10 protein-coding genes and 1 pseudogene are annotated in these 14,172 nt (G+C 73.1%); 4 read left to right on the forward strand and 7 right to left on the reverse strand.

Going from position 1 to position 14,172, the window contains the following annotated elements:
* Positions 1-38 precede the first annotated feature (38 nt).
* Positions 39-917: an aminoglycoside phosphotransferase family protein gene (locus ABD784_RS06580; protein ID WP_344881781.1), complete on the forward strand. Its 879-nt coding sequence runs from the start codon at positions 39-41 to the stop codon at positions 915-917.
* 202 nt (positions 918-1,119) lie between these two features.
* Here the strand turns inward: ABD784_RS06580 and tpx are convergent, their stop codons facing one another.
* Positions 1,120-1,617, reverse strand: coding sequence for a thiol peroxidase (gene tpx / locus ABD784_RS06585; RefSeq protein WP_344881784.1), 498 nt, complete (start codon positions 1,615-1,617; stop codon positions 1,120-1,122).
* A 55-nt stretch (positions 1,618-1,672) separates the two neighbouring features.
* Here tpx and ABD784_RS06590 point away from each other — a divergent pair, with 55 nt between their 5' ends.
* The gene (locus tag ABD784_RS06590; protein ID WP_344881787.1) at positions 1,673-2,341 is read left to right on the forward strand and encodes a hypothetical protein; all 669 of its coding nucleotides are present in this window, start codon (positions 1,673-1,675) and stop codon (positions 2,339-2,341) included.
* A 14-nt stretch (positions 2,342-2,355) separates the two neighbouring features.
* Positions 2,356-5,598 (forward strand): efflux RND transporter permease subunit, encoded by a 3,243-nt coding sequence (locus ABD784_RS06595; RefSeq protein ID WP_344881790.1) that lies wholly within the window; start codon positions 2,356-2,358, stop codon positions 5,596-5,598.
* Positions 5,599-5,748: 150 nt separating this feature from the next.
* Here ABD784_RS06595 and ABD784_RS06600 read toward each other — a convergent pair whose 3' ends face one another.
* Positions 5,749-6,966 carry a glycine C-acetyltransferase gene (locus ABD784_RS06600; RefSeq protein WP_344881792.1) on the reverse strand — a complete coding sequence of 406 codons (1,218 nt, stop codon included), beginning with the start codon at positions 6,964-6,966 and terminating at the stop codon, positions 5,749-5,751.
* Positions 6,967-7,056: 90 nt separating this feature from the next.
* On the reverse strand, positions 7,057-8,103 hold the full coding sequence (gene tdh / locus ABD784_RS06605) for an L-threonine 3-dehydrogenase (protein ID WP_344881795.1): 1,047 nt from the start codon (positions 8,101-8,103) through the stop codon (positions 7,057-7,059).
* Positions 8,104-8,202: 99 nt separating this feature from the next.
* Between tdh and ABD784_RS06610 the strand changes: the two genes are divergently transcribed.
* Positions 8,203-9,138 (forward strand): LysR family transcriptional regulator, encoded by a 936-nt coding sequence (locus ABD784_RS06610; RefSeq protein WP_344881798.1) that lies wholly within the window; start codon positions 8,203-8,205, stop codon positions 9,136-9,138.
* 10 nt (positions 9,139-9,148) lie between these two features.
* Here the strand turns inward: ABD784_RS06610 and ABD784_RS06615 are convergent.
* The 4 genes and pseudogenes from ABD784_RS06615 to gatA all read right to left on the reverse strand — a co-directional run bounded on the left by ABD784_RS06615 (position 9,149) and on the right by gatA (position 14,171).
* Positions 9,149-10,279: pseudogene (locus ABD784_RS06615) on the reverse strand (phosphotransferase).
* Positions 10,162-10,950: a hypothetical protein gene (locus ABD784_RS06620; RefSeq protein ID WP_344881801.1), complete on the reverse strand. Its 789-nt coding sequence runs from the start codon at positions 10,948-10,950 to the stop codon at positions 10,162-10,164. The pseudogene ABD784_RS06615 and the gene ABD784_RS06620 overlap by 118 nt, the downstream one beginning before the upstream one ends.
* Positions 10,951-11,108: 158 nt before the next feature.
* Positions 11,109-12,623, reverse strand: coding sequence for an Asp-tRNA(Asn)/Glu-tRNA(Gln) amidotransferase subunit GatB (gatB, locus tag ABD784_RS06625; protein ID WP_344881804.1), 1,515 nt, complete (start codon positions 12,621-12,623; stop codon positions 11,109-11,111).
* Positions 12,624-14,171: an Asp-tRNA(Asn)/Glu-tRNA(Gln) amidotransferase subunit GatA gene (gene gatA, locus ABD784_RS06630; protein ID WP_344881807.1), complete on the reverse strand. Its 1,548-nt coding sequence runs from the start codon at positions 14,169-14,171 to the stop codon at positions 12,624-12,626.
* Position 14,172: the final 1 nt, after the last annotated feature.

A 14,172-nucleotide genomic window follows, 5' to 3' on the forward strand; every position in this document is an offset into this window, starting at 1 on the left:
CGAGACGGCGTGGACCGGGAGCTCATAGGATCGATGGTATGCGTGCACCGACCCCGGCCGAGATCCAGCTCGCCGAGAGGCTCCACCCGGGGCCGGCCTGGCAGGACGGCGTCGTCGAGGAGGGCGGGCAGTTCCACCTGGTCCTCGTGGCCGCCGGGGAGGCGGTGCTGCGGATGGCCCGGACGGCGGAGGCCGCCGCGGAGCTGCCGCGCCGCACCGCTCTGGTCGACGCGCTGGCGCCGCTGCTGCCCTACCGGGTCCCGCGCGCCCTCTCGCCCGTGTGGCAGGCCGCCGACGCCGACCCGGAGGTCGCCGAACGTGCGAGCGTCCCGGCATGGGCCGCCGTCGTACAGGAGTACGTGCCCGGGCGGGCGCACGAGCCGCACCGCGGCGACCCGGGCGTCCTGCGCGGGGTGGTCGAGTGCCTGGCCGCGATCGAGGTCGGGCCGCTCCGGGACCTGCTCGCGCGTCCGTTCGCCTACCGCGGCCCCTGGACGGCCCGCAAGCGGGAGGCGGCCGTGGCGGCACTCCCGGACGCCGCCGCGCCGTCCGCGGAGACCGTGCTCGAGCGGATCGAGGCGTTCGCCGACGTGCCGGGCGGGCTGGTGCACGGCGATCTGGCCGGGCACAACATGCACTGGGACGGGGACCGTCTGCTCGGGATCCTCGACTGGGACCTCGCCGCGGAGTGGGACCCCGCGCTCAACGCGGCGTACCTGGGCATGTGGCACAGCAAGGACCTGGTCCCGCTGATCGCCGCCGACCGCGACGAGGCCCGCCGGGCCGCCGTCTGGGACGGGGCGATGGCGCTGGAGGCCGTGTACAACGCCAGTCTGCGGTCCGATCGGCCGAACTGGGCGAAGCTCTACCGCAAGACGCTTCCGCGGATCGAGGCCGCAGCACTCGCGGCCCGCTGACGCCTGCGCCCATCACCCGCTGACGCCCGGGCCCGCCACCCTCTGACGCCTGGACCCGCGCCCGTCTGACGTCCGGGCCCACGCCCGGCCACCCGGACGCAGAGGACCCCCGTCGGGGATCGCACTCGATCCCCGACGGGGGTCCTCGTTCTACAGGTCCGGGCGGGCCCGGGAGGAGCCCGCAGGCTCCGGCTGAGCGGTCCTAGGAGAGGGCGGCGACGGCGGCGTCGTAGTCCGGCTCCTCGGTGATCTCGGTAACGCGCTGGCTGTAGGCCACCGTGCCGTCGGCGTCGATGACGACGACCGCGCGGGAGTGGAGGCCGGCCAGCGGTCCGTCCACCATCGCCGTGCCGAAGTCCTCGGCGAAGCTGGAGCGGAAGGAGGAGGCGGCGATGACGTTCTCGATGCCCTCGGCACCGCAGAAGCGGCCCTGGGCGAACGGCAGGTCGGCGGAGACGCACACGACGGCCGTGTTCTCCAGCCCGGCGGCGTGCTTGTTGAACTCGCGCACGCTCGCAGCGCAGACTCCGGTGTCGACGCTCGGGAAGATGTTCAGCAGGACGCGCTGGCCCTCGAAGTCGGCCGAGGAGACCTCGGACAGATCGGTGCCGACGAGCGTGAACTCGGGGGCCTTGGCGCCCACGGCGGGCAGCTCGCCCACGGTCGAGACAGGGGAACCCTGGAAGGTGATGTCAGTCATGACTCATGTCTACCACGGCCCGGCGGTCGGACCACTCTCCGCGTAGGCTTCTGACATGGCATCCCGTGAGCACAGCCCCCGGCAGATCATCCGCCTCGCCGATCTCGCGCCCATCGCGTGGAGCGGGGAGGCCGGCAGTTCCGTGGACGGCCCGGGCGGCGCCGGCGGCAAGACGCGCGAGATCGCCTCCGGCGACGGCTGGCGCCTCGCCCTCACGATGATCGACAGCGCCGGCGCGCTCGCCGCCCCGGGGCCCGGCGAGCGCGTCGCGACGCTCGTCGACGGCGAGCTCGTCGCGCTCCGCGTGGGCACCCCGGGAGCCCGGCCGGACGCCGGACAACCGGTCACCGAGCACCCGCTGGAGCGGTACCGCCCGTTCCCCTACGACGGCGCGGCGCCCGCGGAGGTCACGCTCCCCACGGGCCCGGGCGTCCTCCTGCAGGCGGAGACCGGACCGCGGGAGTCGGGCGAGCCGCTGGGGGCGCGAGTGACGATCATGGAGCTCTCCAAGACGCGCTCCCTCCCGCTCTTCGGGACCGAGGGCGGCGCGCAGTTCGGGGTCCTCCTCGAGGGCCGTGCGGTCGCGCACCCGGGCGACGGCTCCGGGCACCCCGTCGAGGGCGCCACGGCCGAGCTCGCCGTGTTCGACGCCGTCCGCGGCTCGGACGACGCGCCCGTGCTCACCGGCCGCGGCTTCGTCGCCGTCGTCGACTTCACCCCCTGACCCGAAGGACTCCCGTGCAGTTCCTCGCCCGCCTGAGCCTGAAGAACCGGGCCGTGGTCGCCCTCCTGACGCTCGCCATCGCCGCTGCCGGGCTCTACTCCATGGCCTCGCTGAAGCAGGAGCTCATCCCGGACATCGAGTTCCCGCGGACCACGGTGGTGACGGCGCTGCCCGGCGCCAGCCCCGAGGTGGTCGACGAGCAGGTGGCGCTCCCGCTGAGCCGCGCGCTCGAGACGGTCGACGGCGTGGAGTCCGTCTCCAGCGAGTCGCAGCAGTCGGCCTCCCTCATCACCGTCCGCTCCGAGTTCGACGCCGACCGGAGCCAGGTCGAGTCCGAGCTCCGCTCCGCGCTCGAGGCGGCCGCCGACGAGCTGCCCGAGGGCGCCGAGCCCGAAATCATGGCCGGCTCGCTCTCCGACATCCCGGCCGTCATGCTCACCGTCTCCTCGGCGGCACCGGCCGAGGATCTCGTCCTGGCGTTGCGGGAGGACCTCGTCCCGGCCCTCCGCGGGATCGAGGGCGTCCGCGACGTCACGCTGGCCGGCGGGGCCACCCAACGGGTCGCCATCACCCCGGACGGGGAGGCGCTCGCGGCCGCCGGACTGACGCCGCAGGCCTTCGAGGCGGCGCTCGAGGCCAACGGCGACACGCTGCCCGCCGGCTCCGTGCTGGTCGACGGGCAGAACGTCACCGTCCAGGCGGGGCAGGCCATCGAGACGGTCGAGGCCCTGCGCGAGCTGCCCCTGCTCCCCGCTTCGGGGGCGGGGCCGGCACCCGACGCGGCACCCGCGCCGGGGCCGGACGGAGAGCTCGACCCGGAACGGCCGGGGACCACCACCCCGGGAGCGCCCGTCCCACCGGCGGATCCCGTGCCGCTCGGCGACGTCGCCACCGTGGAGGTGGCCGGCGAGCCGGCCGACTCGATCACGCGGACCAACGGCGAGCCGAGCGTCTCGGTGACGATCACCAAGATGCCCGACGCCGACGTCGTACGGCTCTCCCACGCCGTCTCCGCGGCGCTGCCGGCGGCCACCGACGCGCTGGGCGTCGACGCCGACCTGACGACCATCTTCGACCAGGCGCCGTTCATCGAGGAATCGATCCAGCATCTCGCGCTCGAGGGCGCGCTGGGGCTGCTCTTCGCCGTGGCGGTGATCCTGCTGTTCCTCTTCTCGATGCGGGCGACCGTCGTCACGGCGGTCTCCATCCCGCTCTCGGTGCTCGTCACGTTCGCGGCCCTGCACGCCTCGGGCTACTCGCTGAACATGCTCACGCTCGGCGCGCTGACCATCTCGATCGGCCGCGTGGTGGACGACTCGATCGTCGTCATCGAGAACATCAAGCGGCACCTGGCCTACGGCGAGGCGAAGTCCGTGGCCATCTTCACCGCCGTGCGCGAGGTCGCCGGGGCCATCACGTCGTCGACGGTGGCGACCGTGGTGGTCTTCCTGCCGATCGTCTTCGTCTCCGACATGGTGGGCGAGCTCTTCCGGCCGTTCTCCCTCACGGTCACCATCGCGATGCTCTCCTCCCTGCTGGTGGCCCTGACGATCGTGCCGGTGCTGGCCTACTGGTTCATGCGGCCGCCGGCCGGCGACGTGGATCCGGACGCCGTCCGCCGGGCCGCCGAGGAGAAGGAGGCGTCCTCGCGGCTCCAGCGCGCGTACCTGCCGCTGCTGCGCCGGACGCAGCGCCGGCCCCTCGCGACACTGCTCGCCGCGGTGGTGCTGCTCGCCGGGACCGCGGCGGTGGTCCCGCTGCTCAAGGTCGACTTCCTCGGCAGCGCCGGTTCGAACACGTACCGGGTCACCCAGGAGTTCGACTCCGCCGCATCGCTGGACACGGTCTCGGAGACCGCCGCGGCCACCGAGGACGCGCTCCTGGGGGTCGACGGCGTCGAGTCCGTGCTGCTGACCGTCGGCGGCGACGGCTTCGCCCGCGACACCTCGGCCGGCACGTTCATGGTCACCGCGGACGCCGGCGCCGACCAGACGCGGATCCGCGGCGACATCCAGGCGGCCGTGACCGGACTCGACGCCGGAGAGGACATCGACCTCGGCGAGACGTCCGCCGTCGGCTCCGGAACCGTCGATGTGGAGCTGACGGCGAACGACGCCGACACCTTGGCGGTCGCGTCCGAGCTCGTGACCGACGCCCTGGCCGGCGTCGAGCACGCGGAGGCGCCCACGTCCGATCTGGGAGCCACGCAGGACTCCCTCCAGGTCCGGGTGGACCGGCCGGCCGCCGCGGAGGCCGGCCTGACGGAGCTGCAGGTCGCCTCGTTGGTCGCCGCGGCCGGGAACGAGCGGCCGATCGGGCAGGTGCGGATCGACGGCGAGGCGCTCGACGTCGTGGTCCTCGGCGGCGACTCCTACGGGACGGTGGAGGAGCTGCGCGACCTGCCGCTCCCCTCCGCCGCGGGGCCGCTCGTCCTCGACGACGTCGCCGACGTCGTCGAGACCCGCGTGCGGGACACCGTGGCGCGCTCCGGCCAGGACCTGGTGGCGACCGTCGCCCTGGCCCCGGAGGAGGGCCGGCTCGGCGAGGTCTCCGATGCCGTGGCCGAGCGGCTGGCCGGGATCGAGCTGCCGGACGGCGCGACCTACGCGATCGGCGGCGCGACCGCCGACCAGACGGAGGCGTTCGAGCAGCTCGGGCTCGCGATGCTCGCGGCGATCGCGATCGTCTACGTGCTGCTGGTGGCGACCTTCAGGTCGCTCGTGCAGCCGCTCATCCTGCTGGTCTCCGTCCCGTTCGCGGCGACGGGTGCCCTGCTGCTCCTGCTGGCCACCGGCCGGCCGCTGGCCGTGGCGTCCCTGATCGGCCTGCTGATGCTGATCGGGATCGTCGTCACCAACGCGATCGTGCTGATCGACCTGGTGAACCAGTACCGGGCGCAGGGCCAGGGACTGCACGATGCCGTGGAGAACGGCGCCCGCCAGCGGCTGCGTCCCATCCTCATGACGGCCCTGGCGACCATCTGCGCGCTGACGCCGATGGCGCTCGGCGTCACCGGATCCAGTGGCTTCATCTCGCAGGACCTGGCGATCGTCGTGATCGGCGGGCTGGTGTCCTCGACCGCTCTGACGCTCATCCTGGTGCCGGTGCTCTACCGGCTGTTCGAGGGGCGGCAGGAGCGCCGCCGCGGCCGGAGCCCGCGGGAGCCGGAGACGGCGCTGATCGACCTGGTCGCGGCGGGCGAACCGCTGCCGAGCCGCCGGGCGCTGCGCGGCAGGCGAGACGCGCCGTACGCCTGATCCATGCCGTCCCCCGAGACCTGGGCGCGCAGACGAATCGCCGGCAACGCGTGGGCTGCGTGCGGGCCTCGACGGCCGCCGACGGCGTGAAGGTGCGCCGCGGCGGGGCGCTCGCGCTCACCGGCTCGAAGGCCTAGGCCCCTCGACCGGCTACCCGGCCAGCACGGCCTCGCGGGACGCGACGAACGCCGCGACCGCGGCGTCGATGTCCTCGCGCGAGTGCGCCGCGGAGAGCTGCACGCGGATGCGCGCGGTGTCCTTCGGGACCACCGGGAAGCTGAACGCCGTCACGTAGACGCCGCGCTCGAGCATCTCGGCGGCGATCCGTCCGGCCACGACCGCATCGCCGAACATGACCGGCACGATCGCGTGCTCGCCGTCGAGCAGCTCGAAGCCCGCCTCCGCCATGCGGCCCCGGAAGTAGGCGGCGTTGTCGAAGAGCCGCTGGCGCAGCTCGCCGGACTGCCCGACCAGCTCGAGCGCCTTCAGCGTCGCCGCGACGATGGACGGGGCCAGCGAGTTGGAGAACAGGTACGGGCGCGCCTTCTGGCGCAGCATCGCGACGATCTCGCCGCGGCCGGACACGTACCCGCCGGAGGCGCCGCCGAGTGCCTTGCCGAAGGTGCCGGTGTAGATGTCCACCCGGTCGGAGACACCGGCGTGCTCGGGCGTCCCGGCGCCGGTCTCGCCCATGAAGCCCACGGCGTGCGAGTCGTCCACCATCACCAGCGCCCCGTACCGCTCGGCGAGGTCGCAGATGCCCTCCAGCGGCGCCAGGTAGCCGTCCATGGAGAAGACGCCGTCCGTGACCACGATCGTCCGGCGCGGCCCGGCGCCGTCGTTCATGTCCGCGGCGGCCTGCAGCTGGGCCTCCAGATCCGCCAGGTCTTGGTTGCGGTAGCGGAACCGGGCGGCCTTGGAGAGGCGGATGCCGTCGATGATCGAGGCGTGGTTCAGGGCGTCGGAGATGATGGCGTCCTGCGGGCCGAACAGGGACTCGAAGACGCCCCCGTTGGCGTCGAAGCAGCTGGAGAAGAGGATGGTGTCCTCGGTGCCGAGGAACTCGGAGACCCTGCGCTCGAGCTCGAAGTGCAGGTCCTGGGCGCCGCAGATGAAGCGGACCGAGGCCATGCCGAAGCCGCGCTCGTCCAGCGCCGTCTTGGCCGCCGCGATGATCTCCGGGTGGTCGGCCAGGCCCAGGTAGTTGTTGGCGCAGAAATTCACCACGTCGGCCGCGGGCCCGCCGAGCGGGCCCGCCTTGATGCGCGCGGACTGGGGCGAGTCGATGTGCCGCTCGTGCTTGTAGAGGCCGGCGGTCTCCAGGTCGGCGAGCTCGGCGGCCAGCTGGTCCTTCAGGGTGGTGTACATGGTCCGGTCTTCCTTCGAGTGCTGCGTTTGGTGCAGGCTGTGCGGTGCGGGCTGTCGGGTGCGGTGCTGTCGGGCGAGCGCGGGCGGGTGCTACACGGTGGTCCAGTCGAGGACGACCTTGCCGCCGCGCCCGGCCCGGGCGAGGGCGAAGCCGCGCTCCCACTCAGCGGCGGGCAGGACGTCGGTGACGACCTCGGCCACGCTGCGGCGCAGGGCCGGGTTCGAGTCGAGCATCGCGCTCATCGCGTACCAGGTCTCGTACATCTCGCGGCCATAGATCCCCTTGAGCGTGAGCATGTGGGTGACGACCTTGCCCCAGTCGATGTCGATCGACGCGCTGGGCAGGCCGAGCAAGGCGATCTTGCCACCGTGGTTCATGTTGTCGATCATCTCCGGCAGTGCCGAGGGGCTGCCCGAGGTCTCCAGTCCGACGTCGAACCCCTCCACGAGGCCGAGCTCCTGCTGGGCATCCGCGATGCGCGTCCGCGAGACGTCGATCGCCAGGTCGGCGCCGAGCCCGCGCGCCAGTTCGAGCCGCGGTTCGGAGACGTCGGTGATGACGACCCGGCGGGCGCCGGCGTGCTTGGCGACGCCGATGGTCATGAGTCCGATGGGACCCGCACCGGTGACCAGCACGTCCTCGCCGACCAGCGGGAAGGACAGCGTGGTGTGCACGGCGTTGCCGAACGGATCGAAGACCGCGCCGAGCTCGGGGGTGATGGCGTCCGAGCGGTGCACCCAGACGTTGGTCTCCGGGATGACGACGTACTCGGCGAACGCGCCGTCGCGCTGGACGCCCACGGAGGACGTGTTGATGCACATCTGGCGGCGGCCGGCGCGGCAGTTGCGGCACATGCCGCAGACCACGTGCCCCTCGCCGGAGACGCGGTCGCCGATCCGGACGTGCGTGGTGAGGTCGCCGACCTCGACGACCTCCCCGTAGAACTCGTGACCCGGGATCATGGGGGCCTGGATCATGGCCGCGGCGGCGTCGTCGTAGGCCTGGATGTGCAGGTCCGTGCCGCAGATCCCGGTGGTCATGACGCGGATCTTCACGTCGTGGGCGCCGGTGATCGGCTCGGGACGGTCGACGAAGTCGAAACCGGCGTGCGGACCGGACTTGTAGAGAGCCTTCATGCTCCCTATTCAAGGCCCCGCGAAGCATTAGAACAAGGCGGACTCTCTGAAGCGACGATTGAGCTGGTGCTACATCGTGGGCGGCTCTACGCTCGTGGCATGGACGTCCACCAACTCAAGATCCTCCGCGAGCTCGGCGAGCTGGGCAGCGTCAAGGCCGTCGCCGACCACCTCCTGGTCACCCCCAGCGCCGTCTCGCAGCATCTGGCGCAGCTCCAGCGGGGCGTCGGCGTGCCCCTGACCCGCAAGGAGGGCCGGAACCTGGTGCTCACTGAGGCCGGTGCCGTGCTCGCCGAGGCCGGTGCGGGCGTCGTGGCCGCGATGGCCCGGGCGCACGCCGCCATCGAGGCCTTCCACCAGGCCTCCCACGGCCAGGTGTCGGTCAGCGGGTTCCACTCGGCGGGGCAGGCGCTCTTCGCCCCGCTGGCCCGCCGGCTGGGTGCGGACGCCGGCGGTCCGGTCGCGAGGTTCACGGACGAGGACGTGGCGCAGCAGGAGTTCCCGGCGCTGACGGCGCGGTACGACCTGGTGCTGGCGCACCGGATGGAGCACAGCCCGCCCTGGCCGACCGGCCGCGTCGCGGTGCTGGAGCTGGCCCGGGAGCCCCTGGACGTCGCCCTGCCCTTCGGCCATCCCCTGGCGGGCCTGGCGGAGCTGGAGGCGGCCGACGTCGCCCGGGAGCCCTGGGTGACCAGCCGCCCCGGCTACTCGCCGGACGACGTGCTCGGCGCGATCGCGACGGTGGCGAGGACGCCGCCGCGGATCGTGCACCGCATCAACGACTACTCGACCGTCGCCGCGCTGGTGGCGGACGGCGGCGTGCTCGGGCTCCTCCCCCGCTACACCGGACGGGCGGCGCTGGGCCTGCGCGACGACGTGGTCCTGCGGCCCCTGCGCGGCCTGCGGACGCGTCGCTGCATCGACCTGCTGGCGCGGCCGGAGGCCTTCGAGCGGCGCAGCGTGCGGATCGTCGCCGACGCGTTCCGTGACGTCATGGGCGAGCTGGTCGGCGCAACGGAGGGGACCCCCGGGTAGGGCCGGCCCGTCAGTCGGCCGCCGCGAGGAGGCCGGCGAGTGTGTGGAGTCCGACGGCGTGCAGCGGCTCCGCGGGCGGGTGGAGGGCCGCGATGAGCCCGTAGGCGACGGCCCAACCGCGCCCGCGCCGCCACACGGCGTCGTCGTAGGCAGCGCCTCCGGCCTGCGCTGCCGCCCGGAACCGAGCCCGCCCGGCGCCCGTGAAGTGCATCCAGGCGACCCCGAGATCGCTCGCCGGGTCGCCGGCGGTCAGGTCGCCGAAGTCGACGACGGCGGCCAGCCGGACACCGCGCGACCTCCTCCCGTCCACGGCGCCCGGGCGGACCCCGTCGGGGTCGTCGGGGTTGCCGGGGTCGTCGGCGTACTCCGGCTCCACGACGACATTGTGCGGGTGCGGGTCCCCGTGGAGCCAGAGCGCCGGACCGGTGTGCACGGGCGCGGCGGCGGCCGCCTCGAACACCTCCCGCAGCGCCTCGGCGGAGCCCGGCGGCAGAATCGCGTGCGCCTCCGGCGGCAGCGCTCCCCCGCGGACCTCGGCGAGCCTCGCCTCGACGGCCTCGCGGCGGGCCGTGAGGGGCACGCCGCGGAACGGGTTGGCCGGAGCCTCCGCCGGCGCAGGACGGTGCAGCGCCGCGAGGAAGGCCGCCAGCTCCGCCGCATAGGCGTCGCGCTCCCCCGGCGGCAGGAGCGCCGCACTGGTCCCGGGCAGCCACGGCACGATGCTTCAGCGGTACGGATAGCCGCGCCCGGGACCGCCGGTCCTCAGCGGGACCGGCACCGGCAGCGGCAGGCCGGCGGCGACGACGGGCAGCCACTCGGCCTCCGTGACGAGCAGGGCCTCGGCGCTCCGCCTGCGGGGCAGCCGGACCGCGAGCCGGTCGCCGAGCCGGAAGAGCACGTTGTCCCAGCCGGCGGCGGCACGCCGGAGGGAGAGTCCGGCCAGATCCGAGTGCTGATCCGCCAGCAGGCCGGCGATCAGCGCCTCGTCGATCTCGACGTCCTGCGCGGGAATGCCCGGGGAGCTCAGCGGACCGGCTCGCCGGACTGGCCGAGGATCTCGATCCGGACCATGAGCGGCCGGCCGCTCGCCTCGGCCGGTACCTTCACCCGGTGCTCGGCGGCGACGTAGTCCATGGTGCAGGGGCGGTCGTACCGCGAGTCGAAGCGCACGAGCAGCTGGTCGGGTTCGAGCACCGTCGTCCCGACCAGGCGGGCGGGGCAGCTGGAGCTGCCGTGCGTGGTCACCCGGATCTCGTGCTCCGACGCCCAGTCCGCGGGCGCCGGCTCGCCAGGCGTCACGGGGGTCAGGGGGCTCGGCGCGGCTGGCTCGGTCGCGGTACCGGACAGGGACGAGGAGACCGGGGAGTCGGAGGCCCCCGGCCCGCCCGCGGACGGCCCGCTGGCCGGAGCCGCGTCACTCGGAATTCCGCCGGTGGGGGTTCCGCCCGTGGAGGCTCCGCCGGTCGGTTCTGCGGGGTCGATGGGGGTCACGTCGAGCGAGGAGTCGGAGGAGCTGGACGTCGCGGGAGCCATGCCGGACGGCCCCGGACGCAGCGCCCACATCAGGGCGACCACCAGGACGATCGCGATGGCGACGACGCCGACCACCAGTCCGAGCGGCTGCCACCCGGCGGCCCGGCCGGCGCCCCGCGGTCCCGGGTCGGTCGCGGCCGGGTCCGGGTCCGGGTCCGGGGCAGCCGACCCCGAGGTGCCCGCGCTGGCCGAGACCCCGTGCTCGCGCGGGGGCTCGGCGGGTGTGCCGGGGTCGCCAGTTCCCCCGTCCCCCTGCGGACCGGAAGGCGTCGAGTTCATGTCCATCAGTATGCGCTACTTGTCCGTTCTCGTCTGCTGGTCTCTTCTGCTGGTCTCTCGAACGGAGACCTCCCGTGATCGCGGGCCGTCCCCTCACACGGCTGTGGCCGGGCCCGCCGCTCCGGCGGGCCCGGCCACAGCCGGTGGGATCGCTCGGGTCAGCCCTCGATGCCGAGCTTCTCCAGCACCAGCTCGCGCACGCGGGCCGCGTCGGCCTGGCCGCGGGTGGCCTTCATGACCGGCCCGATCAGCGCGCCGACGGCCTGCAGCTTGCCGCCCTTGATCTTCTCGACCACGCCGGGCATCTCGGCCATGGCCGCGTCGATGGCCTCGCCGAGCGCCGAGTCGTCGTTCACGACGGCGAGGCCGCGCTTCTCGACGATCTCGCCCGGCGTGCCCTCGCCGGCGATGACGTGCTCGAGGACCTGGCGGGCGATCTTGTCGTTGATCTTCCGGGCCTGGATCAGGGAGTCCAGCTCGATGATGGTGGCCGGGGTCGCGCCGAGATCGGTCGGCTCGACGTCGGCGTTCTTGGCCAGGCGGGAGATCTCGCCCATCCACCACTTGCGGGCCACGGCCGGGGTGGCCCCGGCGTCGATGGTCTCCTCGATGGCGTCCATGAGGCCCGCGTTCACGACGTCGCGGAACTCGGCGTCGGAGTAGCCCCAGTCGGCCTGCAGGCGCTTGCGGCGCTCGGCCGGCGGCTCGGGCAGGCGCGAGCGGATCTCCTCGATCCACGCCTCGTTCGTGACGATCGGCAGCAGGTCCGGCTCCGGGAAGTAGCGGTAGTCGTCGGCGTCGGACTTCGGACGACCCGACGTCGTCGTGCGCGTGTCCTCGTGCCAGTGGCGGGTCTCCTGGACGATCGCCTCGCCGGAGTCCAGCACCGCGGCGTGGCGCTGGATCTCGTGGCGGACCGCGTGCTCGACGGCGCGCAGCGAGTTCACGTTCTTGGTCTCGGAGCGGGTGCCGAACTTCGTGGCGCCCTTTGGCATGAGGGACACGTTCGCGTCGCAGCGGACGTTGCCGCGCTCCATGCGGGCATCCGAGATCCCGAGCGCCTTGACGATCTCGCGGATCGCCCCGACGTACGCCTTGGCGAGCTCGGGGGCGCGGTGGCCCGCGCCGGTGATCGGCTTCGTGACGATCTCGACCAGCGGCACGCCGGCACGGTTGTAGTCGACGAGCGAGAAGTCGGCGCCCTGGATGCGGCCGGTGGCCCCGCCCATGTGGGTCAGCTTCCCGGCGTCCTCCTCCATGTGGGCGCGCTCGATCTCCACGCGGAAGACCTCGCCGTCCGCCAGCTCGATGTCGAGGTAGCCGTCGTGGGCGATCGGCTCGTCGTACTGCGAGGTCTGGAAGTTCTTCGGGGTGTCCGGGTAGAAGTAGTTCTTCCGGGCGAAGCGGCAGGACTCGGCGATCTGGCAGTTCAGCGCCAGGCCGAGCATGATCGAGTACTCCACGGCGGTCTTGTTGACCACGGGCAGCACGCCGGGCAGGCCCAGGTCCACGGGCGTGATGTTGGAGTTGGGGACGTCGCCGAACGCGTTCGGGGCGTCGGAGAACATCTTGGTCCGGGTGTTCAGCTCGACGTGGACCTCGAAGCCGAGGACCGGGTCGTAGCGCTCCAGGGCCTCATCGAAGTCGACGAGGTCGGCGGTGTACGCGGCCATCTAGGCGGCACCTCCCGTGGTTGCGGCGACCAGTTCGGGCGCCTGGTCGATCAGCGGTCCGCCCCAGGAGTCCTCGAGCAGCTTCTCCAGCGCGGCGCCGACCCGGTACAGGCGGGCGTCCTCGCGGGCGGGGGCGAGGAACTGGATGCCCACCGGCAGGCCCTCGGAGAGCCCGCCCGGGACGGAGATGCCCGGGATGCCCGCCATGTTGGCCGGGATCGTGGCGACGTCGTTGAGGTACATCGCCAGCGGGTCGTCGGACTTCGCGCCGAACTCGAACGCGACGTTCGGGCTCGTCGGGGAGATCAGGACGTCGGCCTGCTCGAACGCGGCGTCGAAGTCGCGCTGGATCAGGGTGCGGACCTTCTGCGCCGAGCCGTAGTAGGCGTCGTAGTAGCCGGCCGAGAGGGCGTAGGTGCCCAGGATGATGCGCCGCTTGACCTCGTCGCCGAAGCCGGCGGCACGGGTGGCGCCCATGACGCGCTCGATGGTCAGCGGGCCCTCCTCCGGGAGGACGCGCTGGCCGTAGCGGACGCCGTCGAACTTGGCGAGGTTGGAGGAGACCTCGCTCGGCATGATCAGGTAGTACGCGCCGAGCGCGTACTTGAAGTTCGGGCAGGAGACCTCGACGATCTCCGCGCCGGCGGCCCTGAGGACCTCGACGGACTCGTTGAAGCGCTCCTGGACGCCGGCCTGGTAGCCCTCGCCCGTGAGCTCCTTGACGATGCCGACGCGCACACCGGACAGGTCGCCGGTGAGCCCCTGCTTGGCCGCCTCCACCAGGGCGGGGACGGGCTCGTTGAGCGACGTCGAGTCCTTGGGGTCGTGGCCGCCGATCAGCTCGTGGAGGTAGGCGGCGTCGAGGACCGTGCGGGTCACCGGGCCGATCTGGTCCAGCGAGGAGGCCATCGCGATCGCCCCGTAGCGGGAGACGCCGCCGTAGGTCGGCTTCACGCCGACCGTGCCGGTGACGGCGCCGGGCTGGCGGATGGAGCCGCCCGTGTCCGTGCCGAGGGCCAGCGGGGCCTCGAAGCCGGCCACCGCCGCGGCCGAGCCGCCGCCGGAGCCGCCGGGGATGCGGCCCAGGTCCCACGGGTTGCGGGTGATCCCATAGGCGGAGTGCTCGGTGGAGGAGCCCATGGCGAACTCGTCGAGGTTGGTCTTGCCGAGCATCGGCATCCTCGCGGCGCGGATCTTCTCGATCACGGTCGCGTCGTAGGGGCTCATCCAGCCCTCGAGCATCTTCGAGGCGGCCGTGGTGGGCTGGCCGACGGTGACGATCAGATCCTTGATCGCGATCGGGACGCCGGCCAGCGGGTGTAGAGCCTCCGCCTCGGCGCCGCCGGCGGCGCGGATCTCGTCCACCTCGGCCGCGACGGCGAGCGCCTCCTCGGCGTTGACGTGCAGGAACGCGTTCAGGCCGCGCTCCCCGCCGTCGATTCCGGCGATGCGGTCCAGGTGCGCCTGCACGGCCTCGACGGCCGTGACCTCTCCGGCGCGGAGCTTCTTGGCCAGCTCGGTGGCCGACAGCTTGATGATCTCGCTCATG

Source organism: Zhihengliuella alba (genome assembly GCF_039538765.1).
GTDB classification, from domain to species: domain Bacteria; phylum Actinomycetota; class Actinomycetes; order Actinomycetales; family Micrococcaceae; genus Zhihengliuella; species Zhihengliuella alba.